Below are 24,135 nucleotides of genomic sequence, written 5' to 3' on the forward strand. Positions count from 1 at the left end.
CGGTCGCCTCAGGACGCGCTGCCCACGACCAGCATCGCTGCGAAAACGAGCAGCCCCGCAAAGCGGTTGCTGCGGAATTTGGCGAGCGCGTCGGCGCCGTTGGCGGGATCGAGCGTCACCACCTGTCCAGTGAAGTGCAGCGCCGCCGGGATGAGCGCAACGAATACCAAGGGATCGGGGCGCACCGTCCACAATGCCCCGCCCCACAGCGCAAGCGCCAGGCCATAGCAAAGGCCGACCCCGCCGCGGACATGCCGCCCCATTGCCCGCGCGCTCGACTTGACGCCGATCAGCGCGTCATCCTCGACATCCTGCAGCGCATAGATGGTGTCATAACCGATGACCCAGGCGATACAGCCGGCATAGAGGAGCGGCAGCGCCATCCCTTCGGGGCCGCCGGCGGCGACCCAGGCGACAAGCGCCCCCCAGCTGAACACCAGCCCGAGCCACGCCTGCGGCCACCAGGTGATGCGCTTCATGAAAGGATAGGCGGCAACCGGCGCCAGGCTGGCGAGCGCGACGATCTGGGCGCGCCAGGGAAGCTGGATCAGCACGAACAGGCCAAGCAGCGACAGAAGGATCATCCACAAGACGGCGTTGCGCACCGGCACCGCTCCGCTCGCGACCGGGCGCGACGCGGTGCGCGCGACGCGCGCGTCAAGATCGCGGTCGACGATGTCGTTATAGACGCAGCCCGCGCTGCGCATCGCAATGACACCCAGCATCAGCCACAGGAACAGCGGCCAATGGCCGACCGCCCCGCCGGCCAGCGCGATACCAAAGGCGCAGGGCCAATATTGCAACCAGATGCCGATCGGCCGGTCGAAGCGCGCCAGCAAGGCATAGGGGCGTACGCCCGCCGGAAGCAGAGCGACCAGCCCCCGATGCTGGCTGTCGGGCGGATGAAGTGCCGTCATGGCGAAGCGCGATAGCAGCGACGCCGGGACGGATAAATGGGGGATCGTTCGGGAAATGTGCGCGATCGCTTACTGACAGCGCGACACCGTTGCCCCTTCGGCGTTATAGATTCGCGTCAGATCGCGGCCTTCGCGAATATTGAAGGCGGCGGTCGACCGGATCCGCTTCGGTCCCAACCAACTGCCATAGGCCAATGGCTGATAGTCATAGACGATTTCGACGAACATCACCGCCGTTCCGGCGCTCGCCTTGACCTCCTTGTCGACCTCTCCCATTCCGGGAAAGCTCGTGCCCGTGGCGCCGTCACCCTCATCGCCATAGCTCGAAGCAACGGCCAGATCGCCAAAGCAGCGCTGCCAGCGAATCCACTGCCCACCTTCGGGATTCTGCTCCAGGCTCGAAAGGATCAGACGGCCATGCTGCTTGAAATCCAGCCGACCGGTCTGCTTTTCGACCCCTGAAAAGACGTCGTTGACATCGCGTTCTCGTATCTGCGGCAGCGCCAGATTGCTGCCATAGGCTATGCGCGCCGCATTATCGGCCGCGCTGAGCCCGGTTTCGCTGATCTTGGTGGTGGTCAGCGTCAGATAGGCGATTTCGAGTCCGGCAAAACCCAGCAAGACGACGACAGGCACAACAAATGCCATTTCGACCATAACAGCCGCGCGGGTCTGCGCCTTCAAGCGGATCGCGAAATCGCGCACCCTGAACAAGATACCGTTCATCTGCACTGGACCGGATTGGCATCCGCCCCCGCGTTAAACGGCTGGTTGCGCAATACCGTCGATGCGCTCAGCGTTACCTGCTGCGGCTGCCCCAGCATTTTCCAAACCGGCAGTACGCGGTCGAACTTCACACTGGCGGTATAAAGGACAACGTCGTCGGCGCCGCCGTTGCCATCCCGGCCACGATCCGCATCCCAACGCCCGTTGCCATTGATATCCTCGAAACATTCGCCGGCATCATATGATTCATTCTTGTTGCTGTCGGTATAGGGTTCGGCGTCGCCGACCTCCTCGAAACTGTCATAGGCCTTGCGGACGAATGTGACTTCCGAACCGCTCATCACCGTCTGAACAACATCGCGAACCTGATTGTCGAGTGCGGCCTGGTCCGCGATATTCTCTTCCAGCGTCGCATCGCGCGCGGCCTTTGCAACCGCACCATCCAACACCTGCTGCGTATACATCTGCCATGTATAATCGAAGATACCGAGAAGCAGGAGGAGGAATATCGGCGCGGTCAGCGCATATTCGACGATCGCGACCCCGCGCTCGTTGTGGCGTACTCGGCGCCACAAGGGGACACGCCGCGTCATTTCGATAGCCTCAGGCGCGAAATCTGCCCGGCGATCGATTTGAAGATATTCTCCAGCTGCTCGTTCGTTCCGGCCTGAAAGGCCTTGCCGGGCGTCGCGCAGGCGTTGAGCGGGACGTCATCGCTGATCGTGCCGCCAAAACCGATCACCCAGACAATCACGCCCTCGGCACGCGACCGGTTGCAAAGCTGAACGAAGCGATTGCTGTGGCGCCGGTCGGCCTCCGAACTGCTCGTCGTCCCGATCCGCTCGATCGCCTGTTCAAGGCCCTGATGCGCATAATAGCTGACCGGGGTATTGATATCGCCATCGGTCATGAAGATGACGTGCCGACCGATTGGGCGCCCATTTTCGGCCTCGGCATTTTCGTCAGCGAACAGACCGTTCGGCGATATCAACCGTGCGCCCCAGGCCATGCCGGCGTCGTGATAAGTATTACCGGCCGCCTGCAAAGAACCGATCAGCGAACGAAACCGGGAAACCCCGGCATTATCCATCGTCGTGAGTTTCATCGCCGGGGCAGGACAGGCGCCGTCACCAAAGCTGCTGGTGTTGCTTTGTGTATCCGAATCGGGCGCGACAGCCTGCGACGACGAGCGCGCAGGCCGGTTATAGGCAAACTGCGGCAAAAACAGCTTCCATTTGGTGTCGTCACCACTCGTCGGCACGCTCGCAATGTCCATGTCCAGCGCACCGGACGGCGGAGCGCTGGTCGCACCGAACGGCACGGTCGCGCGTTCCATCACGCAACCTTCCCATACCGTGGACACATTGGCGCCTCGTCGTCCCGTATTGAATGTCAGTGACACTCCCGCCTTGGGTGATTTTCCGCTGCGCACGTCGAAGGTTCGATTGGTCCGTCGATACCAGTCTTCCTGGACAGTCACATTTTGACAGCCCCGCCGATCGCACTGCTGCTCGGTATATTGCTTCAAATAATACTCACGCGACGGGACCGTCACCGTGTCCGACAGCCAGGCCGGATTCGCATCGTACAAGATCTGGCCGACATTCGCGGTGCTGGCATAGGGGACGACCCCGACACGCAGCACCCCATCGCCCGCATCGGCGGACAGCAATGTGTTCAGAAACAGATTAGATGCGTTCTGTAGCGCGGTAAGACGCGACCCCGCCATCGATCCGGTCACGTCAAGAACCAGCATCACGTCGGTATTCGAAATTTCCAGGCGCGCCCCGCAATTGACCGTGAGGTTGAATTGCTCATTGCCAAAAATGGCCATGACAGTGGTAGGCAGGATTGCGGTGGCAGTGCCGATGACATCGCTCGCCCCTTCGGGCTCTGACTCGAACAACGACGCCTTTGACCCGTAGATATTCTCGCTGAAGTTATGCTGGAACATCTTGTCGGCTTCGGCCCTGGCCGTCGCATCATATTCCCCGCCCGCCATGGCGCGGCGTCCCGCAAGAACGCCCGCGTCGCACGCCTGCTGCAGGCGGAGCTTGGTCATATAGGCCCGGCCGATATCGACGCTCGATCCGACGATCGCCAACAAGGGCAACAGCGCTGCCCCGGTCAGGATCAGCGTATTGCCGCGTTGATCGGCGAACAGTCGCGCGGCGCCTGTGCGCAGGCGGCGGAAAAAGGTCCCTCGCATGGTCAAACCCCTCTATGCCGACCGCGCGGCCCACTAGATGCGCGACTGGCAACCTTGCACCTAGGGCGGGACTGCTTACCAAAATGCTAATCGCCCCTAGCCACACGCGGCCGCCGGACAGGATGTGATCCGTTCCGGGACAGATCGGCCCAAGTCGTGCCGGTGGATGCGCGCGAACGGACCATATGCTATCGCCGGGCCATGCCCGCGACTCCCGCCTGGCCACCTGCCAGCACACCCCGCCTTTTCATCGATCAGCCGCTGACCGCCGATTCTTCGCCCGTCATCGACGGCGCTGCGGCCCATTATCTGTTGAACGTCATGCGACTGAAAGCCGGCGATCCGATCTTGCTGTTCGACAATCGCAGCGGCGAATGGCTCTGCGAGACTGTCGACACCGGCAAGCGGTCCCTTCAGCTGCGCGCCCAACAGCGCTTGCGACCACGCGAGGAGGTACCCGATCTCTGGCTTTGCTTCGCCCCCGTCAAAAAGGCGCGGCTCGACTGGATCATCGAAAAGGCCACCGAGCTTGGCGTCGCCCGGCTTCAACCGGTGATCACCGAACGCACGATCGTCGAACGCATCAAAAGCGAAAGACTGGAGGCCCAGATTGTCGAAGCATGCGAACAATGCGGACGGACCGCGCTGCCCGAACTGGCCGACCCCGTGAAATTGCCCGCGCTTCTGCGACAGTGGCCGACCGCGCGCGCGCTGCTGTTCGCCGACGAAGCGGGCGGAGAGCCGATGGCCGGCCTCCAGGCAGCGGCTCCTGCCGCGATACTGACGGGCCCCGAAGGCGGGTTCACCGATCGCGAACGCAGCTTGCTGTTGGAGCATGACGCCGTCCGCCGCATGGCGCTCGGTCCCCGCACGTTGCGCGCCGAAACCGCCGCCATTGCCGCCATCGCGCAATGGATGGGGCTGCATGGCGACTGGGGCTGACCACACACCGAAACCGTCCCAAAGTCGAACAAAAAGGCGCGCCCTTAACCGGCCATTAGGGGTCGCTGCGGCATAAGGCGGGTCATGCAACGGCGGGACCAGAGCCGATATTGCTGGCGTGGGGGCCGGCATGCGCAGCCTTGTGGAGCATGGATCATGCTCTTCTGGCTGCTGCTTGCCTGTGCAGCCGCACCGGCAAAGGCACAGACAGCGACAACCTACGGCAACACCGCTGGCGCGGCGATCGGCGGCGGCACACCGTGCAGCTCGCCGCTGGTTCGCAATTTCGCCGTCACGGCGAACGGCATCGTCACCGACGTCGACCTCGGACTGCTCGCCACCCACAGCTGGCGCGGGGATATTCGCGTGACGTTGCAATCCCCGGCCGGAACGCGGGTTCAACTGGTCAACGGTGATGCGGACAATATCAAGGGCAACAATTTCAACGTCCGCCTCGATGATTCCGCGAGCCAGCTCGTCAACACCGATGGCAACAACGCCAACCATTCCGCCACCGCACCGCCCTATCAGAATGTTTTTCGTCCCAATGCACCGCTGTCGGCGTTCAACGGCGACAATATGCAAGGCGTCTGGCGACTGGAAATCTGCGATCTCTTTCCTTCGAGCGATGACGGGAGCTTCATCCGCGCCGACCTGTATCTGACGTCGGTCCCCGCCGATCAGGCCGACCTTTCGCTGACCAAGACGGTCAGCAACAACGCCCCCGCGCCGGGTGCCGGCATCAGCTATACGCTGCGCGTCACCAATGCGAACACATCACCGCAAACCGCGACCGGCGTCACCGTCGAGGACCAGCTTCCTGCCGGCTTCAGCTTCGTCGGCGCGTCTGGATTTGGCACGTACAACGCCGGAACCGGCGTATGGAGCGTCGGATCGGTTCCGCCGGGAACGACACGGGTGCTGACGATCAACGGCACCGTTGCGGCAACCGCTGGCGCCTCGATCACCAACCGCGCCGAAATAAGCGCATCATCGGCACCAGACCCCGACTCAACACCCGGAAACGGCGTGACGGGAGAGGATGATCAGGCCTCGGCGACCTTTACGGTGTCCGGGTCGCGCACCGCCGGGACCGCACCGGCGCTGACCTGCCCCGCCGGCATCACTGCCCACGACTGGGACGCCATCGCCTGGAGTGCCGGCACGACGAGTGCCAGCCATGCGGTGCCGGCCATCGGCGCCGTCGGATTCGACATCGCCATCAATGGCGGCGCTTTCCTCAACAACGGCACCTATGGCGGACAATCCCCATCGCGGCAAAATGTCGTGAACGGCGGCAACACGGGACAATATTCGATTTTCGAACTGGTCGATTTCACCAGCCAGTCGGGAACCGTGGCGACGACGATCACCCTGCCGACGGCTGTCCCCGGGGCGCAGTTTCGCCTGTTCGATATCGACTATGCCGCAGGACAATTCGCCGACCGGGTCGTGGTGACGGGGCGTTACAATGGGGCAATTGTCTATCCCGTCCTGACCAATGGCGTCGCGAACTATGTCGCGGGCAACGCCGCCTATGGCGATGCCCTGTCCGCCGATGCCAGCGCCGACGGCACTGTCGTCGTCACCTTCAGCGCGCCGGTCGACACTATCCGCATCGAATATGGCAGCCACGCCCTCGCGCCAGCGAATCCGGGCCAGCAAGGCGTTGCCCTTCACGACATCATCTTTTGTCGTCCCGTCGCGAATATGGCGATCGCAAAGACCAGCAGCGTCGTTTCGGACCCCGTCAACGGCACAGCGAACCCAAAGGCGATTCCGGGCGCGACGATGCGATATTGCATCGTCGTTACCAACAATGGCAGCGCGACCGCCACGGCCGTCAATGTCGCAGACCCCCTGCCCGCTGCGACCAGCTATGTCGCCGGATCGCTGCGCAGCGGATCGAGCTGTGCCGGGACCACCACCGTCGAAGACGATGATGCGACGGGGTCCGATGAAAGCGATCCGTTCGGTGCATCCTTTACCGGATCCGGCGTTGCTGCGACCGCACCCAGCCTGGTCGCCGGGGGGTCGCTGGCCATCGCCTTTACAGTGATCCTCGACTGAACAGCCGGTCGCGATCAACAAAGCCGTTCGGGCGCGATTGCATTTTCCCGTGAAGCACTTACTTGCGTGGCATGAGCACGCGAACGGCTTCGGATCAGAACGATCCCATCATCGAGCACCGCGACCAGCTGGCCGCACCCATGGCCAAGGGTGAAAAGCCGCGTGAGCAATGGCGGATCGGCACCGAACACGAGAAATTCGTCTATCGCACCGACGATCACCGCGCGCCGAGCTATGACGAACCCGGCGGCATCCACGACCTGCTGATGGCGCTGACCCGCTTCGGCTGGGAACCGGTAATCGAAGGGGGGAAAGTCATCGCCCTGTCGGGCAGCGACGGCACCGTCAGCCTGGAACCGGCGGGACAGCTCGAACTGTCGGGCGCGCCGCTCGAAAATCTGCACCAGACCTGCGCGGAAACCGGCCGCCACCTCAAACAGGTCAAGGAAGTGGGCGCCGAACTCGGCCTCGGTTTCCTGGGGCTCGGCATGTGGCCCGACAAGACCCGCGACGAACTGCCGATCATGCCCAAGGGGCGTTACCGGATCATGCTCGACCATATGCCGCGTGTCGGCAGCCTCGGCCTCGACATGATGCTACGCACCTGCACGATCCAGACCAACCTCGACTATGGGTCCGAGGCGGATATGGTGCAGAAATTCCGCGTCAGCCTGGCGCTGCAACCGCTTGCGACCGCGCTCTTTGCCTCCTCGCCCTTCACCGAGGGACAACCCAACGGCTTTTATTCCTATCGCAGCCATATCTGGACCGATACCGATCCCGCGCGCACCGGGATGCTGCCCTTCGTGTTCGAAGACGGCTTCGGCTATGACCGCTATGTCGACTATATGCTCGACGTGCCGATGTATTTCGTCTTCCGCGACGGCCGCTATATCGATGCCGCAGGTCAGAGCTTCCGCGATTTCCTGAAGGGCGAACTCCCCGCGCTGCCGGGCGAAAAACCCTATCTCTCCGACTGGAACGACCATCTGTCGACCGCCTTTCCCGAAGTGCGGCTCAAAAGCTTTCTCGAGATGCGCGGCGCCGATGGCGGTCCCTGGAACCGCATTTGCGCGCTGCCCGCGCTGTGGGTCGGGCTGCTCTATGATCAGGGCGCGCTCGACGCCGCCTGGGATCTGGTCAAGGGATGGAGCATCGCCGAACAGCAGGCGCTGCGCGACGCGGTGCCGCGTGAGGGGCTATGCGCCGCCGCGCCCGGCGGCGGAACCCTCCGCGACCTCGCGGCCCCGGTGCTCGACATCGCGGCGGCGGGCCTCGCCGCGCGCGGCGAAGTAAATTCGATGGGCGACAACGAGGTCGGCTTTCTCGAACCGCTGCGCCAGATCGTCAAAAACGGAAAATCGCCCGCGCACGACCTGCTCGACCGTTATCATGGCGCGTGGGGCGGCGATCTGTCGAAAATCTACGACGAGCTCAGCTTCTAGGCGACCGGCCCAACCCGCACATCAGGCTCAAGCCGGATCAGGGGGCCGTCGCGGCCGGTCAGTTTCGCGAACAGGCGCGGGACAAGGGCATGGCCCTGCGCCCAGTTCCAATAGGCGACATAGGCAGGATCGCCGAGCAGATGCTTTTCCTCGGTTTTGGCTCGCCAGTAATAGATGGCGCTGACCAGGCCGAGCAGGATGACGTTTCGCGCGCCCTCGACCCAGCCGCCAGCCGTGACGAGGAAGGGCATCGACCCCAGCCACCAGCTCAGATTCTTTGCCACATAAGCCGGATGGCGCGTGAAGGCATAGGGGCCGTGGGTGATGATCCCGCGATGCGTCAGGTTGGAAAAGCGAATGCCGAACGCCATTGTTGCCCAGCTATAGATCGCGATCAGACCGATCAGCATGATGCCCCAGGCGATGATCAGAATGTCGTGCCCGGCCAGCCAATGCCCCCAGTCGGCGCCATTGATCCGATAATCGAGCGGCCCGCCATTCATCAGGATGAAGGGCGGATAGCAGACGAGCGCCGCGACCCACGCCATGCCATAGGGGTTGGCCGTCCGGATATGCGCATCAAGCGGCTTCAGCGTCAGAATATAGCCGACCGTCGCGATATGGACATCGACCAGATAGAGCAGGTTGAGCGCCCACAGGGCGGTCATATAGGGATTGGCGAGCACCTCGGTCATCGACACCGTGACCAGCGCCGAAAAATTGCCCGGCACGATCGACAGCATGAAGGCCGTGAAAAACCCCTTGACCGCCCAGGCCCGGAAATGATGCGCGATCGCGCGCCCATCGACCGGCCGTCCCGGCGCCAGCAACCAGCGGCCAAAGGCATAGCAGCCGTCGCGCGGTTCGATCATGCGACGGTCGAGCCACAGCATATAGGGCACCGAAACCAGGAGCAGCCAAGGCGCGACCCGTTCGAGCAAATCCATCGAAAAGGCATATTGGCCGAACCAGTAATAACGCATGGTGACATAGGTCAGCGCGATCAATCCCCATGTCGCCCACAGGCCGACGATCTTGGTCAGGCTGATGTCCACCGTTTCCCGCCATGGGCGGCGCTGTGCCCAGTCGATCCCGGTTGATGGATTGCGATGCACCTTGTCGACGAACACCGACCACAGCACCATCGGAATGCCGCAGGCGAGCACGCTGGCGATCGCCGAATTGGGTCCGCTCATCGGTCCCCGGTCGCCCCAGTCGACACCCAGGACGGCCGCGACCTCGGGCGCATAGCGCGCCAGCAGAAGATAAAAGATCAGCCCCGCCAGCCCGACCAGCCCGACACCGGCACTGACCGCCGAGCGCGGGCGCTCGGACGGCACCTGCGGCATGGCGGCCGACATAGGCGCCGCGCTGGAGGTGGAGGTTTCAACCATGGACGTCACCCCCTAGCCCTAGCCAAAAATGGTAAGCAAGCCGTCAATGATTTCGCGGCGATTCGCCCGAAGAATCCAGCCAAATTGGCGGCGTTCCGCGTGTTTCACACCGTTCACCCCGCCACATGTTCGATTCGCCGCGAGTCGCCCCCCAAAGATTCGCGCCCCCTCCCTCGGCCTGTTAATGGCCCATTCCAGTCGGGGCGGAGGGCTCCACAAGAACAAAAAGACGGGGTCGTGACTTGTCTTCGCAAACGACGGGCCTGCGCCATTGGCGCCAGCGCTTTTCCGCGCTGTTCCAGGACCATGAAATTTTCATCCGCACGCACGGACAGGTTCGTTTCGTGCGGATCAGTGCCAAATGGCAAAAGCGCGTTGCGCTGATCCTCGGCGCCGTTCTGCTCATCTGGGCCGCCGCCACCCTGTCGGTGCTGGTCAACCAGTTGCTGACGGCCGACGAGCGCGCCGAAGTTGCCGAGAAGCAGGCGGCGGCGGCAGCCGCTGAAAAACGCATCGCCCAATATCGCGACCGCGTCGGCGAGATCGCTGCCGACCTCGACGAACGCCAGGCGCAACTCGAAGAATGGTCGAAGGTCCATTTCGGCGTCGAACCGGGCGCCCTGACGGAAAAAGCGGATGCCACCCCGGCCGAGGCAGAAGCAGAGGCAGTTGACGCGGCCAACACGCCCAAAACCAGTGCACTGATCGATCCGCGCCTGCCGCCGGAGGCACAAAGCCTGGCCCGCCTCGAAGCGCGGCAGGAAGCCTTTGCGGCACGCCTGCTTGCTGCGGTCAAGGAACGCGCCGACAAGGCCGAGGTCGCGGTTGCCCAGCTCGGGCTGAACCCGGCGGCACTGGTCCGCAACGCCTCGCTCGGTCGCGGTGGTCCCTTCATTCCCTATCGCAGCGGCAACGGCAAGGCGAAGGCCTTTGGCCCCTCCTTTGCCGCACTCGAAGGCGCGCTGTTCCGTATGGAAGTTCTGGAACGCACCCTGGTCGCCGTCCCGTCGGGCAACCCTGCCGATGTACTGATGATGTCGTCGGGCTTCGGCTATCGCAGCGACCCCTTCACCGGCGCGGGCGCGATGCATGCCGGGCTCGATTTCCGCGGCCCCGTCGGCACCCCGATCCTGTCCGCCGCCCCCGGCCGTGTCAGCTTCGTCGGCCGCAAATCGGGCTATGGCAATGTCGTCGAGGTCGACCATGGCCAGGGCATCATGACCCGCTATGCCCACTTGTCGGCCTTTACCAGCCGCGTCGGCGATCAGGTCGCCGCGGGGCAACAGATCGCCAAGATGGGCTCGACCGGCCGCTCGACCGGCAGCCACCTGCATTTCGAAGTCCGTTTGAACGGCGTCGCGGTCAATCCGCGCCGCTTCCTGGAGGCCAAAGCCGATGTTCTCGAAGTCAAAGCAGACGCCCGACAGCGAGTCGGTTCCGTCGCCCGCGGTGCAAAGTAAAATGGCAACCGGGGCACGCCACACCACTTTTTCGATCCTGGGGTCGGATGTCGTCGTCACCGGCAATGTGTCGGCCACCGTCGATCTGCACGTCGATGGCAAGATCGAGGGCGATCTGAAATGCGCCAACCTCGTGCAGGGCGAAGCCAGCGAGATCAAGGGCGCCGTTGTGGCCGAGACCGCAAAAATCGCCGGACTGGTCGACGGTTCGATCGAAGCCAAGACGCTGGTTGTGCACGCCAGTGCGCGGATCACCGGCGATGTTGCCTATGAGAATATCACGATCGAAACCGGCGGCAAGGTCGATGGCAAGCTGAGCCATCGTCGGCACGGCGCCGGCGCGGCAAAGGCGCCGCCGCCACTGGAAGTCGTCGAAAACAAGGCGATGTCGCAGGGGCTTTGATCCCCTGCCCTGTCAGGACGATAACCCCCGGGACGGCAATGGGCCGTCGCTCGGCAGCGTGCCGGGGAATGCAGGGTTCGGCGATTCATCGCGGCGCCGGATGACCACGCGGTCACGCCCCTCACGCTTTGCGTCGTAAAGCGCCTCATCGGCCAGCCGATACAGATTCTGGAAATCGCAAGCGGGACGCACCACCGCGACCCCGACGCTCGCGGTAACGACCCGGTCGCCCAGCAGCGCCCCGTGATCGCAAGCGGCGATGCCGCGCCGAACGCTTTCGGCAAAGCGTTCCAGGATGATGCCTTCCATCCCGATCGTCACCAACCCGAACTCTTCGCCGCCCATCCGCGCCACCGTGCACATCGCCCCTTCCCAGCGCGCGATACGCCGCCCGATGGCGCACAGGACGGCATCGCCCGCCTCATGGCCGTGAACATCGTTGATCGACTTGAAACGGTCGATGTCGACCAGCAAAAGGGCGGCCGGCAGATTGTCCGATCGCGCCCTGTCCAGCAGCGGCGTGACGCTTTCGATAAATCCGCGGCGATTGGGCAGTCCGGTCAACGGATCATGCCGCGCGAGGCGGCTGGCCTGTGCCTCGGCCGCCCGGGCAATGTCGCGCTCGACGCGCAATTGTCCCAAACGGCGCGTCGCGGCGGCGGCGAGCCACAACGCCTGCCAGGTAGCGGCAAACAGGACGGGAAGCTGCGCGCCGCCGCCCCAGATTCCTTCGCCGACATCGACGATATGGATGAAGGCCAGCGTCGCCATCGGCAGCCCCCAGGCTGCCAGGAAATCGCGAGCCTCAACCGAACCCCGCCGCCACGCCAACCCCAGAAAGACCGTCACGACGATCAGATCGGCGAGCACCGCGAGACCCAATATCTGGCCCCATAGCTCGAGATTGCCGCCCGGCATCCACGCGACCGGAAACCCGGCGATCCCCACGCCAGCGCCCAGGGCCAATGCCGCGCGCCGCAGCACGGCCGATCCATGGTTGCGGTCGATCGCCTTCACCGCGCTGACCGACGCCAGCGCCACGGCCGCACAGGCCAGAAAGGTGCAGGCCTGTGCCGTCACCGTGCCGGCCATCCCCGGAAACAGCGCCAGATGCACCTGCGACCACAGGGCACCCCACAGCAACATGGTTCCCGACCATCCCGCCTGCCAGGCCAGATACTGGCGGCGTACCGCCACGGCGAGCGACAGGCTATAGATCGCGCCGACCAGCAACAGCGTCAACGCGGCCCCCACTGCCGCTGCCATATTGGCCGACTGGACGACCGCATCGCCCTTGGGCATCAGACGGGCGCGGATCAACGCATGATCGGCCATGCCGTCAAAGCGCATGATGACCGCACGGATCGGCGCGCTGCGATCAGGCGCCTCGAACATGATCTGACCACCGACCCGCCAATGCGATGCGTAGTCACCCTGCCGGACATGCTGCCAGCGGAGGATACCGTCGGCATAAAGAAAGGCGACCGCCAGCCGATCAAAGCGCGTCTGATGAACCATCAGCGCCAGATCGCGCGGCGGCAGGGACAGCCTCGACAGGTCGGCGCGCAGCCACAGGCTGCCGCGGCGATAGTCCGTCGGCGTCCCATCGCAGGCGAAGGTCAGGCGTGCGGCCATATCGTCGGACGGCTCGGTGCCGCCAACCGCATGGCACAGCGTATCGTTGAGGCGCAGCGGTGCCGCCTCGGCAGGGGACGAACCAAACGCAAGGACAAGCATCGCGAAAAGCATCGCGACCCCGTTCCTCCAAGACAAAACTCGTACCCCCACCATGGTCATAGCCGCCTGTATCACGCAAATATGTTTGGATTTCTTTACCGCGCCCCGCGCGCGGGCGGGCTAGTGCCCCGGCGACGCCCTCATGACAAGGGCTGCGCGACGCAGATTCGGTCCATGATCCGATTCAGGGGCGGGATCCTAGTTGCGCGGCACCTGCCGCCGATAGCCGAGCGCCTCGGCAATATGCTCGCGGCGGACGTTCTCGGCACCCGCAAGGTCGGCAATACTGCGCGCGACGCGCAGGATGCGGGTATAGCCGCGCGCGGACAGGCGCATCGCCTCCGCCGCCTGCGCAAGCAACCGCCGCCCCGCCTCATCGGGTGTGGCAAACTTTTCGAGCAGTTCGCCATCGATTTCGGCGTTGCTGCGCGCCCCTTGCCCGGCATAGCGCGCGGTCTGAATATCGCGCGCCGCCGCAACCCGCGCCGCGACCTCTGCGCTTCCTTCTACCGAGGACGGCAGCACCAGATCGGCGGCGCTCACCGCCTGCACGTCCACGTGCAGGTCGATCCGGTCGAGCAGCGGCCCCGACAGCTTCGCCTGATAGTCGGCGGCGCAGCGCGGTGCCCGGCTACAGGCCAGCGCGGCATCACCCAGATGGCCGCAACGACACGGATTCATCGCGGCGATCAACTGCACGCGCGCCGGAAAGGTGACATGCGCATTGGCCCGCGCCACGCTGACCTGACCCGTTTCGAGTGGCTGGCGCAGGCTGTCGAGAACCGCGCGCTGAAACTCGGGCAATTCGTCGAGGAACAATATGCCGAGGTGCGCCAGGCTGACCTCGCCCGGACGCACGCGCAACCCACCGCCGACCAGCGCCGGCATCGAGGCCGAATGATGCGGAGCGCGGAACGGGCGAGCCCGGACCAGCCGTCCGCCCTCGAGTTGCCCCGCAACCGAGGCGATCATCGACACCTCAAGCGCTTCGGCCGGGGTCAGGTCGGGCAGGATGCCCGGCAGGCACGCCGCCAACAGCGATTTTCCCGCGCCGGGCGGCCCTGCCATCAGCAGATTATGGCCGCCTGCTGCCGCGATTTCGAGCGCCCGCTTCGCCGTTTCCTGTCCCTTGACCTGCGCCAGATCGGCACCGCGCGGCGCGGCATCCACCGTGCCGGGTTCGGGCGGAGCAAGCATCGCGGTCCCTTTGAAATGATTGAGCAATGCCAGCAGATCCGGTGCCGCCAGAACCTCGACCTCGCCTGCCCATGCCGCCTCGGGTCCCTGCGCCACCGGACAGACCAGCCCGCGCTGCTCGCTGCCCGCGTGGATTGCCGCGAGCAGGACGCCGGGCGACGGGGCAATTCGGCCATCAAGGCCGAGTTCACCCACGACGACATAAGCGCTCAATGTTTCGCGATCGACGACCCCCATCGCGCCGAGCAGCGCAAGCGCGATCGGAAGGTCGTAGTGCGATCCCTCTTTGGGCAAGTCGGCGGGCGACAGGTTGACCGTGATCCGCTTGGGCGGCAACGCGAGCCCGATCGCGGACAGCGCCGCGCGCACCCGTTCGCGGCTTTCGGCGACCGCCTTGTCGGGCAGCCCCACGATGGCAAAGGCGGGAACGCCCGCGGCAAGCTGGCACTGCACCTCGACCCCGCGCGCCTCGAGCCCGAGATAGGCGACGGTGGATACGATCGCGACCATGAAGCCCTCCCCGCGCCTGTTCCCGTTGTTGTTGCCGCCTTCGCCATATCCGCAACAGGCCGCACCACTTCTGGCGGATCGCAAAAACAAGGTCGAGAAAAAACAAGAAAGATGTAATCGTTCGCCTCGAAACAGCGACGTGCCTGCAATAACATTCAAGAGACCAGGCGAACGAAGGCGCAAATTCGCTCTCCCTCTTCTTTTGCCATCGGCGCAATCGACCCCGGATGCGCCATGCGTTGCGTAGGCCCCTTCGCCACCTTCTCCCTCTGTTGGGATTCCGCGCCGACCCGACGCTTATCGCGCGATCGAAACGACCGGCATCACCGCCGACCCTCTGCGAATCGCAGAGCCGCCCACCCTTCCGAACAGCGAATCCATCGCGGCGAGCGCAGCCGAATCGCGCACAAATCCTCAGGAAAGCCACATCTCTTCGGAGTTGTTTGACACCATACCAACTGGTTGGTATGCATTACTCATGACGAACAGCCGCGCCCTATCCTCCTCATCGGACGCCCCGGCCGCCGCAAAACGCCCGCCGCGCGGCAGCGCACGGGCAAAGCTGATCGCCGCCGCGCATCAGACGGTGCGCAAACAGGGCTATGCAGCGACCACGGTGGACCAGATTTGCGCGGCCGCCGGCGTGACCAAGGGCGCCTTTTTTCACCACTTCGAATCGAAGGAAGCGCTGGCGGTTGCGGCGGCGGAGGCATGGACCGAACGCGCCCGACCGTTGTTCGAAATGCCGCCCTACACACGGCTGGCGGATCCGCTCGACCGGCTGATCGGCCACATCGACTTCCGCTTTTCGATGCTCGACGGACCGGTTGAGGAATTCACCTGCTTTGTGGGGACCATGGTGCAGGAAGCCTTTGCGACCAGCGACCCGATCCGGCTCGCCTGCGCGGCGAGCATCGACGCCTATTGCGAGGCGCTGGCCCCCGACATCGCGGCGGCGATGGAAACCCATGGCGCCCCCGAAGGCGTGACTCCCATTGGCCTCGCGCGGCATGTCCAGGCGGTTCTGCAGGGCAGCTTCGTTCTGGCGAAAACAACCAACGACCCGGCGATTGCCCGGGAAAGCGTCACCCATCTGAAGCGTTATGTCCGAATGCTCTTCGCACGCGAGATCGGATCATGACCGCCGAGGTAATTGCCGGGCGCCGCAGTTCACGCTGACGCTCGGTTCCGCCTCCCCCCCTCCGAAGGAGAAAATAGCATGAGCAAGATGATATTCGTGAACCTGCCGGTCGCCGACCTCGAACGGTCGAAGGCTTTCTACGAAGCGGTCGGCGCAACGAACAACCCTGCATTCACCGACGACAGCGCCGCGTGCATGGTTTTTTCCGATACGATTTTCGCGATGCTGCTGACCGCAGAAAAATGGGCGCAGTTCACGTCAAAGGCGATCCCCGACGCACGAACCCATGCTCAGGTGCTGCTGTGCCTGTCGGAGGACAGCCGCGACGCGGTCGACAGCCGGGTCGCGCTCGCCATCGCGGCAGGCGGCAAGGCCGATCCGACCCCGACGCAGGATTTCGGTTTCATGTACGGTCGCAGCTTCGAAGATCTCGACGGCCACATCTGGGAACTGATGTGGATGGACCCGGCAGCGGCGAGTGGCAACCAGGCCGCGGAAACCGCCGCCTGATCGCCGCGGGCGATGGCGGCTGCTCCCCCTCCCTTGCTCCGCCGCCATCGCCCGCCCGACCAGAAGACCGAGACAGGAGCCCGCCCATGTCGTTTCAGACCTATCTAGACAATATTCAAACCAAAACGGGCCAATCCCCGGATGCGCTGAAGGCCAGGGCGATCGGAAAGGGGCTCGCCGATCCGGCTGGTCTCGCCCCTGGCGTAAAGGCGACGGCACTGATCGACTGGCTGAAGGCGGATTTCGGCCTCGGCCATGGCCACGCGATGGCGATCGTCGCCTGGATCAAGGGCAAACGAAACTGACGGCCGCCCGCCGCCCTCGATAATAACAAACGCGCCCCCCCAAGGAGAGAGAAAATGCCAATATCCCCCCAAGCCGATCTGGAAATAACCGCCTTCAACTGGGTTCCCGATTTTGCGCGCGGCTTCGTGCGCGACCTGCGGCCCCGATGGGCGTGCGAAGAAATCGGCCTCGACTATTCGGAAAAGCTGATCAGCGCCGTCGAGCGTCCGGCCGACCATTATCAGGTCCAACCCTGGGGGCAGGTGCCGGTGCTGCGCGATGGCGATGTGACCCTGTTCGAAAGCGGTGCCATCCTGTTGCACCTCGGCCAGAAGGACCGCCGACTGATGCCCGACGATCCGCAAGGCCGCGCCAGCGCGACCGCCTGGGTTTTCGCGGCACTCAACAGTGTCGAACCGATGATCTTCGAACTCGGCAATGTCGACATATTCTCGAAGGACGAGGAGTGGGCAAAGCTGCGGCGCCCGGGACTGATCGCTTTCATCCGAACTCGGTTTGCCCGCCTGTCGGACGCTCTGGGCGACAAGCCATTCCTGCTCGGCGAGTTCAGCGTCGCCGATATTGCGATGGCCACCGTGCTGCGTGAAGCAGTCAAGGCGGGTATCGTCGCGGAGTTTCCAAATCTCGCCGCCTATCTCGACCGCTGCGTCGGGCGCCCGGCCTTTGACCGCGCGCTCGCCGCGCAGCTCGCGGCTTTCACCGAAGAACCGGTCGCAGCGTAGAAACACCTCCACCCGCCCTGCGGGATGGCGACAATCAGGAGAGAAACGATGACTTATATCGAAGGATTTGTGTGCGCGGTGCCGACCGCGAACAAGGAAGCCTACATCAAACAGGCCGCCGACGCTGCGCCGCTGTTCAAGGAGTTCGGGGTCTTGCGCCATGTGGAATGCTGGGGCGACGACGTGCCCGACGGCAAGCTCAACGACTTCAAGGGGGCGGTACAGGCAAAGGAAGACGAAACCGTCGTGTTCAGCTGGTTCGAATATCCGGACCGGTCGACGCGCGATGCCGCGAGCGAAAAGATCATGGCCGACCCGCGAATGAAGGCGCTCGGCACCGACATGCCCTTCGATGGCCAGCGGATGATCTACGCGGGTTTCGCCCCGATGCTCGACCAGCGCGGCGAAGGCGCGACCGGCTATGTCGACGGCTATATTCTTCCTGTCGCCCACGGCAACAAGGATGCCTATTCGGCGCTCGCTCAAACGGCTTCGACCGTTTTTCTGGATCATGGCGCCGTGCGCGTCGTCGAATGCTGGGGCGACGACGTACCCGACGGCAAAGTCACCGACTATCGGCGCGCCGCCCATGCCGTTGACGGAGAGAATGTCGTCTTCAGCTGGGTCGAATGGCCCAGCAAGGACGCCCGCACCGCCGGATGGGAAAAGGCGATGGCCGACGAACGCCTACACCCGAACGAGCGCGAAATGCCCTTTGACGGCAAGCGCATGATCTATGGCGGCTTTGCGCCGGTCTTTGATGCCTGACGCCCGACGAACGGAGAAAACGGATGTCCCGAACCGATGATCGCGTCGCGATGCGCAACATCAACAGCCCCGACCATATCGTGCGCGTGGAACGCGCCAAATATGAAGCGATGCGCGACGCGATGCTGGCGGTCGTCCCGGCAGACAAGCCCGGACTGACCGCGGCGGAGATCAAGGCGGGCTTGCTGCCGCTTTTGCCCGACGACCTCTTCCCCGGCGGCGCCAAGGCCGGCTGGTGGCAAAAGGGGGTGCAGCTCGACCTCGAAGCGCGGGGCGTTTTGGGACGCGCCGACACCAAGCCACTGCGCTTTCACCGTCTCTAGCCGATCGCACCGCACGGCGAATGATCATGCAAGGAGCAGGATGATGGATGACACCAAGGGCCAGTTCATTTGGTACGAACTGATGACCGGCGACCCCGATGGCGCCGCTGCCTTTTACGGCGCGGTGGTCGGCTGGACGATCGCCGCGCACGGCGACCCCGGCGCGCCGGGCGGCGCGGATTATCGCATGATCGTGCGCAGCGACGGCGGCCATGCAGGCGGCGTGCTGGCACTGAACGCCGACATGCTCGCCGGCGGCGCCCGGCCGGCATGGCTGGCGTATGTCCGGACGCCCGACGTCGATGCGGCGGTTGCCGCCATCACCGCCGATGGCGGCAGCGTCCATATGCCGGCCACCGACCTGCCCGTCGGGCGCATGGCGATGGTCGGCGATCCGCAAGGCGCGGTCTTCTACATCATGAATCCCATCCCGCCCGCGGGTATGGAGGATAGGCAAAGCGACGTCTTTTCGGTCGAGCGCGAACAGCATTTCCGCTGGAACGAACTGTCGACGAGCGACCCGGAGGCCGCGATTGCCTTTTACCGCAAGCATTTCGGCTGGGGACAGGAAGGCGCGATGGATATGGGGGCACTTGGCGCCTATCGCTTCCTCCAACAGGGGACCGTCGGGATCGGCGCGGTCATGCCGATGATGCCCGGCACCCCGACGCCTGGCTGGACCTTCTATATCGGTGTCGATGACATCGACCGCGCTGTCGCGGCCGTGATGGCGGGGGGCGGACAGATAATTCAGGGCCCGCATGAAATCCCCGGCGGTGAATTTTCGGTCAACGGCATCGACCCCCAGGGGGCTGGCTTTGGCCTCGTCGGCCCGCGCCCCTGATCCACCCCTATCGAAACAAGGAATATAATGATGACCAAGCCCCCCGTGACATTATGCCTTTGGTACGACAAGGATGCCGAGGCGGCCGCCAATTTCTATGCTCAGACCTTTGCCGACAGCCGTGTCGGCGCGCTCAACCGGGCGCCCAGCGACTTCCCGAACGGCAAGGAAGGCGACGTCCTGACGGTCGAATTCACCGTCCTTGGCCTGCCCTGCATCGGGTTGAACGGCGGCCCGACCTTCCCCCAAAGCGAGGCCTTTTCCTTTCAGGTCCATACCGACAGCCAGGAAGAAACCGACCGCTTGTGGAATGCTGTCGTCGAAAATGGCGGTCAGGAAAGTGCCTGTGGCTGGTGCAAGGACAAATGGGGACTGTCGTGGCAGATCACGCCCCGCGCCTTGACCGACGGGATGGCCGACCCCGATCCTGCGACCCGCAAGCGCGTGTTCGACGCCATGATGACGATGCAAAAGATCGACATCGCGGCGATCGAGGCGGCACGGCAGGGAAGCTGATCTGGCCGCCCCGCCTTACGGCGCGGCATAGAATCTGCGTGTCACCATCACCTAGACGGCGGTCGTCCGCTATCCCCTTATTTTCCCGGCGGCATCCCTGATCGCGGCCGTTTTTCCCAACCGGAGCAGAACCATGTCCGACCCTCACCAACTTTCAATCTCCATCCTGATCGACGCCACCCCCGAAAAAGTGTGGGAGGTCATGACCGGCCGCATGGCCGAATGGTGGTGCCCCGCCCCCTGGACCATGTCGCTGGACGACATCGACCTGCGCTCGGGCGGTCGCTGCGCGATGACGATGCACGGACCGCAAGGCGAAAAGGTCGTCAGCGACGGCCTGTTCCTCGAGGTCGTCCCGGGACGCCGTTTCGTGACGACCGACGCGGTACGCCGCGACCCCGACGGCCGCCTGGCACCCGCCGCCCCCTTCATGATCGGCGGCTGGGAAATCGAACCCGAAGGCGGCGGCACCCGCTATACCGGCTGGGCCCGCCACTGGAACGACGCCGCACGCCAGCAGCATCAGGAGATGGGTTTCACCCCCGGCTGGACCGCGGTCGGCGAACAGTTGAAGGCATTGTGCGAAGCGGACTGACTGTCCCGCAACGCGGTTAACGCCGCGATGACGCTGACGCTTTGCCATTTGGTAGCTGCGCGCGCGCGAAAGCAGCGGCATGGTTTCGCCTGCCGCCCTTTTCCGGATGCTGACCGTCGCGCTGCTCGCGGCGGTGCTGGCGTTCGCCCCGGCACGGGCCCAGCAATTCGTGACGATCACCACGACGACCACCGTGACCACGACCGTCTGGACCATCGAGGATGATGGGGCCGGCGCGGGGATCACCCCCCGGATCGACGATGACGGACAGGCGATCGAAATCGCGGATCCGGACGATGCCGACCGAACCGCGACCCGGCGCTATGCAGGAATGTCGGCACTGCCGGCTCCGGTTGCGGCGCTGGCGCGCTTCGGCCCCTTTTCGGTCGTCGACGCGCGCACCGCTCGCATGGAGGGCGATGTCGACAGCGCGACGCCGCGCCAGTTCGCCGCCATGCTGGCCGCCTTTCCCGCATTGAAGCGGCTCGAGATGATCGATTGCCCAGGCAGCCTCGACGAAGCCGCCAATCTGATCCTGGCCCGCGCGATCCGCCGCGCAGGCCTCGAAACCAGCGTTCCAAGCGGCGGGTCGGTGCGATCGGGCGCGGTGGAACTGTGGCTCGCGGGGACGCGCCGCAGTGCCGCGGCCGATGCCGAATTCGGCGTCCATAGCTGGGCCGACGAATATGGACGCGAGGCACAGGATTATCCGGCGAACGACCCGGTCCATGCCGAATATCTCAGCTATTATCGCGAAATGGGGATGGATGAGCCGACCGCCCGCGCCTTTTACGCGATGACCAACAGCACCCCCTTCGACCAGGTACGCTATCTGACCCGCGACGACATGGCGCGCTTCGTTGCGCTGAACTGACCGGACCGCACAGACGGCCGCGCCCGACACATACCCTGCGATTCCGGACGATCCGCCTGGACTGGCTTGGCCGGTCACGGATAAAATTGACACGCCCTATCAATCTTTTAGACACATTCCCTTGACGGCAGCGGCCGACGGGACGCCCCGCCTCTTTCCACGGTGACGGCCCGCGCTGCGCCTGCAAGGGAGAGAAAGACAATGCACCCGAAACGCCCCCGCCTCCCCATCGCAAGGCGGATCCGCACCCTGCGCGGCAAGGTGATCATGGCCTTGCTGCTGTTCTTCGGCCTTGGTGTCCCGGCGGCGGCGCATGCGGCGCCCGGCGAGCTGCTGTGGGATTTTCGCACCGACGGACAGATATGGAGCCCGCCCACCCATGATCGCGGGACGCTCTACTTCGGCAGTGACGACGGCCATATCTATGCGCTCGACACCCGGAGCCGCGCCCTGAAATGGAAGTTCGCGACCGGAGGCAAGGTACGGTCCAAGCCAGCGGTCGACGGCGACCTCGTCGTTGCGGCCAGCGACGACGGCTATCTCTATGCGCTTGACCGGTCGAGCGGAGCGCAGCGCTGGCGGTTCAGCCTCGAATCGCATGATCTGCACCGGCGCCTCCCGGCGCTGTCCAATCCCTATTACGACTTCCTCCATTCCTCTCCGCTGATCCATCAAGGCCAGATCTTCATCGGATCGCTGAGCGGCACCCTGTTCGTCATCGACGCGGCGCTGGGAAAGCTCGCCTGGCAATATGGAACCGGCGACGCCATCCGCAGCACGCCCGTCGTGGCCGATGGCCGTCTCTATTTCGGAAGCTGGGACGACCATGTCTATGCGATCGACCTGGCGACAAAGACGCTCGCCTGGCGCACCGACAGCGGCGGCATCGTCCAGTCCACCCCCGCAATCGGCGATGGCAAGCTCGTGGTCGGAAGCCGCAGCGCAAAGCTGATCGCGCTCGACACCCAAAGCGGCACCGAAGCATGGCATCGCAAGATCGCCGATGATTCATGGATCGAATCCTCCGCCACCTTTGCCGACGACCGCTTCTACGTCGGAAGCTCCGACTCGCTTGTCGTGTCCGCCCACGCCGCTTCGGACGGGCGCGAACTCTGGGCGTTCAAAACCGGCGGCTGGACCTGGGCGACCCCGCGGATCGCAAAAGGCACGCTCTATATCGGCGGCATGAGCGCTTTCCCTTATTATTTCGACGGCGTGACGCTGACGTCGGGTTTCTTCGCGGTGGATGCCGAAACCGGACGCGAGAAATGGCGCTTCGTGCCCGAAACGGTCGCCGGCTATGTCACCGGCGGCGTCGCCGTCGCACCCGAAATAGCCGATGGCGTGGTCTATGTCGCCGCCCTCGACGGCCGCCTCTATGCCCTACGCGAATGAACAGGCCGCAGCGCCCGACGAACGCCCCGTCGCTGCCTTAGCCTTGCAACACGCACCGCCGCGCCCCACATGGCCCGTCATGCGACGACCCAGCCTTTATCAGCGACTCCGGTCGAACGCGCAGGTTCGCTTTGCCCTGTTCGTCGCCGGGCTGCTGCTGATGGTTATCGCGGTGCTGATCGGCCCCCTGCCCGGTCCCGGTTTTCTGGTGCTGTTTCCGGTCGGGTTGATGCTAACGCTGCAGAACAGCCTGTGGGCAAAGCGGCGCTATGTCGGGTTCAAGCGGCGACATCCGCGCTATGGCGAATGGGCGGACCGGGTGATGCGCCGGGTCAGCGCTGCACGCCGCCGAGCGCGCCGACGGCTGGAACGCGCACTCGATGACGATTGACTTTCCTCCGACTCTCGCTTATCCGCGCCTCCACTGGCGGCCGCCCGCGTTTGGCGGCCATTTTTCGTTGCAACGATTGAAGAGATTTTGGGGATTACGCGATGAAGCGCACCTATCAACCCAGCCGCCTCGTGCGCAAGCGCCGTCACGGCTTCCGCGCCCGCAAGGCCACCGTTGGCGGCCGCAAGGTTCTTGCCGCCCGTCGTGCGCGCGGTCGCAAGAAGCTGTCGGCCTAAGCGTCGGCGCTGCACCGGCCCAACAAAGGTCCGGGCAGGTGCGAACCTTAAGCAAGCGTAGCGAATTTCTGGCCGCAAATCGCGGCCTTCGCTTTCCTATGCCCGGCTTCGTTTTGCTCGTCCGCCCGCGCGGCGACGGCGACGACGTGCGGGGCATCGGCTATACGGTCAGCAAAAAGGTCGGCAATGCCGTTGTCCGGAACCGGATGAAAAGGCGGCTTCGCGAGCTTGCCCGCGCCGCGATACCCGTCGCGGGAATCGCAGGCGCCGACCATGTGTTGATCGGACGCCCCGGCGGCAATGACATCGCCTTTGCCGAACTCGGCGATCATTTTGAAAGCGCGTTGAAACGCGCCGCAAAGAAGCTGGCGCAATGAAGTTCTGTCCTACATTGCGCAAAAGGCGCAACGTTCCGGCATGAGCTTCGACAACGCCCCATCGCTGCGAATCGCGCGTGAAGTTCGGCTGTTTTCTGCCGCTTCGCGCGTAGCGACGCCTTCGCCT

Annotated in this window: 26 protein-coding genes; 19 read left to right on the top strand and 7 right to left on the bottom strand. The window is 64.3% G+C overall.

The window, feature by feature from the left end:
- Positions 1-8: 8 nt before the first annotated feature.
- The 4 genes from ubiA to U0S50_RS01935 form a co-directional block, all read right to left on the bottom strand.
- Complete coding sequence (gene ubiA / locus U0S50_RS01920; protein WP_322307055.1) at positions 9-917, bottom strand: 4-hydroxybenzoate octaprenyltransferase; 909 nt, start codon at positions 915-917, stop codon at positions 9-11.
- Positions 918-986: 69 nt separating this feature from the next.
- Complete coding sequence (locus U0S50_RS01925; RefSeq protein ID WP_322307056.1) at positions 987-1,643, bottom strand: TadE family protein; 657 nt, start codon at positions 1,641-1,643, stop codon at positions 987-989.
- The gene (locus U0S50_RS01930; RefSeq protein ID WP_322307057.1) at positions 1,640-2,236 is read right to left on the bottom strand and encodes a TadE/TadG family type IV pilus assembly protein; all 597 of its coding nucleotides are present in this window, start codon (positions 2,234-2,236) and stop codon (positions 1,640-1,642) included. Before U0S50_RS01930 ends, U0S50_RS01925 begins: the two co-directional genes overlap by 4 nt.
- A complete protein-coding gene (locus tag U0S50_RS01935) occupies positions 2,233-3,852 on the bottom strand; it encodes a TadE/TadG family type IV pilus assembly protein (RefSeq protein ID WP_322307058.1) in 1,620 nt (539 codons plus the stop codon). The genes U0S50_RS01930 and U0S50_RS01935 overlap by 4 nt, the downstream gene beginning before the upstream one ends.
- 201 nt (positions 3,853-4,053) lie before the next feature.
- Between U0S50_RS01935 and U0S50_RS01940 the strand changes: the two genes are divergently transcribed.
- The 3 genes from U0S50_RS01940 (at position 4,054) to U0S50_RS01950 (ending at position 8,309) form a co-directional block, all read left to right on the top strand.
- The gene (locus U0S50_RS01940; RefSeq protein ID WP_322307059.1) at positions 4,054-4,794 is read left to right on the top strand and encodes a 16S rRNA (uracil(1498)-N(3))-methyltransferase; all 741 of its coding nucleotides are present in this window, start codon (positions 4,054-4,056) and stop codon (positions 4,792-4,794) included.
- Positions 4,795-4,950: 156 nt separating this feature from the next.
- Positions 4,951-6,864, top strand: a complete 1,914-nt coding sequence (locus U0S50_RS01945; RefSeq protein ID WP_322307060.1) for a proprotein convertase P-domain-containing protein — start codon at positions 4,951-4,953, stop codon at positions 6,862-6,864.
- 71 nt (positions 6,865-6,935) lie between these two features.
- A complete protein-coding gene (locus tag U0S50_RS01950; RefSeq protein WP_322307061.1) occupies positions 6,936-8,309 on the top strand; it encodes a glutamate--cysteine ligase in 1,374 nt (457 codons plus the stop codon).
- Here the strand turns inward: U0S50_RS01950 and U0S50_RS01955 are convergent.
- Positions 8,306-9,658 carry a methyltransferase family protein gene (locus U0S50_RS01955; RefSeq protein WP_322307281.1) on the bottom strand — a complete coding sequence of 451 codons (1,353 nt, stop codon included), beginning with the start codon at positions 9,656-9,658 and terminating at the stop codon, positions 8,306-8,308. The two genes, U0S50_RS01950 and U0S50_RS01955, sit on opposite strands and share 4 nt — an antisense overlap.
- Positions 9,659-9,945: 287 nt before the next feature.
- Between U0S50_RS01955 and U0S50_RS01960 the strand changes: the two genes are divergently transcribed.
- Both U0S50_RS01960 and U0S50_RS01965 read left to right on the top strand, forming a co-directional pair.
- Complete coding sequence (locus U0S50_RS01960) at positions 9,946-11,163, top strand: M23 family metallopeptidase (protein ID WP_322307062.1); 1,218 nt, start codon at positions 9,946-9,948, stop codon at positions 11,161-11,163.
- 1 nt (position 11,164) lies between these two features.
- Positions 11,165-11,566 carry a polymer-forming cytoskeletal protein gene (locus tag U0S50_RS01965; protein ID WP_322307063.1) on the top strand — a complete coding sequence of 134 codons (402 nt, stop codon included), beginning with the start codon at positions 11,165-11,167 and terminating at the stop codon, positions 11,564-11,566.
- A gap of 12 nt (positions 11,567-11,578) precedes the next feature.
- Here the strand turns inward: U0S50_RS01965 and U0S50_RS01970 are convergent, their stop codons facing one another.
- Together U0S50_RS01970 and U0S50_RS01975 are read right to left on the bottom strand one after the other, a co-directional pair.
- On the bottom strand, positions 11,579-13,315 hold the full coding sequence (locus U0S50_RS01970) for a GGDEF domain-containing protein (RefSeq protein ID WP_322307064.1): 1,737 nt from the start codon (positions 13,313-13,315) through the stop codon (positions 11,579-11,581).
- A gap of 186 nt (positions 13,316-13,501) precedes the next feature.
- Positions 13,502-15,010 carry a YifB family Mg chelatase-like AAA ATPase gene (locus U0S50_RS01975; RefSeq protein ID WP_322307065.1) on the bottom strand — a complete coding sequence of 503 codons (1,509 nt, stop codon included), beginning with the start codon at positions 15,008-15,010 and terminating at the stop codon, positions 13,502-13,504.
- Positions 15,011-15,488: 478 nt separating this feature from the next.
- On the opposite strand from U0S50_RS01975, the gene U0S50_RS01980 reads away from it, so the two are divergent.
- The 14 genes from U0S50_RS01980 (at position 15,489) to rnpA (ending at position 24,008) form a co-directional block, all read left to right on the top strand.
- On the top strand, positions 15,489-16,151 hold the full coding sequence (locus U0S50_RS01980; RefSeq protein WP_322307066.1) for a TetR/AcrR family transcriptional regulator: 663 nt from the start codon (positions 15,489-15,491) through the stop codon (positions 16,149-16,151).
- A 78-nt stretch (positions 16,152-16,229) separates the two neighbouring features.
- Entirely contained in the window at positions 16,230-16,661 is a 432-nt protein-coding gene (locus U0S50_RS01985) for a VOC family protein (protein ID WP_322307067.1), read from the top strand.
- An 86-nt stretch (positions 16,662-16,747) separates the two neighbouring features.
- Complete coding sequence (locus U0S50_RS01990; RefSeq protein WP_322307068.1) at positions 16,748-16,966, top strand: DUF4287 domain-containing protein; 219 nt, start codon at positions 16,748-16,750, stop codon at positions 16,964-16,966.
- A 54-nt stretch (positions 16,967-17,020) separates the two neighbouring features.
- Positions 17,021-17,689 carry a glutathione S-transferase family protein gene (locus tag U0S50_RS01995; protein WP_322307069.1) on the top strand — a complete coding sequence of 223 codons (669 nt, stop codon included), beginning with the start codon at positions 17,021-17,023 and terminating at the stop codon, positions 17,687-17,689.
- 48 nt (positions 17,690-17,737) lie between these two features.
- The gene (locus U0S50_RS18515; protein WP_416194940.1) at positions 17,738-18,457 is read left to right on the top strand and encodes a DUF1428 domain-containing protein; all 720 of its coding nucleotides are present in this window, start codon (positions 17,738-17,740) and stop codon (positions 18,455-18,457) included.
- A gap of 23 nt (positions 18,458-18,480) precedes the next feature.
- Positions 18,481-18,780, top strand: a complete 300-nt coding sequence (locus U0S50_RS02010; RefSeq protein WP_322307070.1) for a DUF6958 family protein — start codon at positions 18,481-18,483, stop codon at positions 18,778-18,780.
- Between the two features lie 40 nt (positions 18,781-18,820).
- Complete coding sequence (locus tag U0S50_RS02015; protein WP_322307071.1) at positions 18,821-19,624, top strand: VOC family protein; 804 nt, start codon at positions 18,821-18,823, stop codon at positions 19,622-19,624.
- Between the two features lie 27 nt (positions 19,625-19,651).
- On the top strand, positions 19,652-20,140 hold the full coding sequence (locus tag U0S50_RS02020; RefSeq protein WP_322307072.1) for a VOC family protein: 489 nt from the start codon (positions 19,652-19,654) through the stop codon (positions 20,138-20,140).
- Between the two features lie 133 nt (positions 20,141-20,273).
- Positions 20,274-20,735 carry an SRPBCC domain-containing protein gene (locus U0S50_RS02025; protein ID WP_322307073.1) on the top strand — a complete coding sequence of 154 codons (462 nt, stop codon included), beginning with the start codon at positions 20,274-20,276 and terminating at the stop codon, positions 20,733-20,735.
- A 79-nt stretch (positions 20,736-20,814) separates the two neighbouring features.
- The gene (locus U0S50_RS02030) at positions 20,815-21,609 is read left to right on the top strand and encodes an alpha/beta hydrolase (protein ID WP_322307074.1); all 795 of its coding nucleotides are present in this window, start codon (positions 20,815-20,817) and stop codon (positions 21,607-21,609) included.
- Between the two features lie 201 nt (positions 21,610-21,810).
- Positions 21,811-23,004 carry a PQQ-binding-like beta-propeller repeat protein gene (locus tag U0S50_RS02035; protein WP_322307075.1) on the top strand — a complete coding sequence of 398 codons (1,194 nt, stop codon included), beginning with the start codon at positions 21,811-21,813 and terminating at the stop codon, positions 23,002-23,004.
- A 79-nt stretch (positions 23,005-23,083) separates the two neighbouring features.
- Positions 23,084-23,395 (top strand): PGPGW domain-containing protein, encoded by a 312-nt coding sequence (locus U0S50_RS02040; RefSeq protein ID WP_322307076.1) that lies wholly within the window; start codon positions 23,084-23,086, stop codon positions 23,393-23,395.
- A gap of 101 nt (positions 23,396-23,496) precedes the next feature.
- Positions 23,497-23,631 carry a 50S ribosomal protein L34 gene (gene rpmH / locus U0S50_RS02045; RefSeq protein WP_003046693.1) on the top strand — a complete coding sequence of 45 codons (135 nt, stop codon included), beginning with the start codon at positions 23,497-23,499 and terminating at the stop codon, positions 23,629-23,631.
- A 98-nt stretch (positions 23,632-23,729) separates the two neighbouring features.
- Positions 23,730-24,008: a ribonuclease P protein component gene (gene rnpA, locus U0S50_RS02050; RefSeq protein WP_416194941.1), complete on the top strand. Its 279-nt coding sequence runs from the start codon at positions 23,730-23,732 to the stop codon at positions 24,006-24,008.
- Positions 24,009-24,135 lie beyond the last annotated feature (127 nt).

Origin of the sequence: Sphingopyxis sp. (genome assembly GCF_034380315.1) — a bacterium.
Taxonomy (GTDB): domain Bacteria; phylum Pseudomonadota; class Alphaproteobacteria; order Sphingomonadales; family Sphingomonadaceae; genus Sphingopyxis.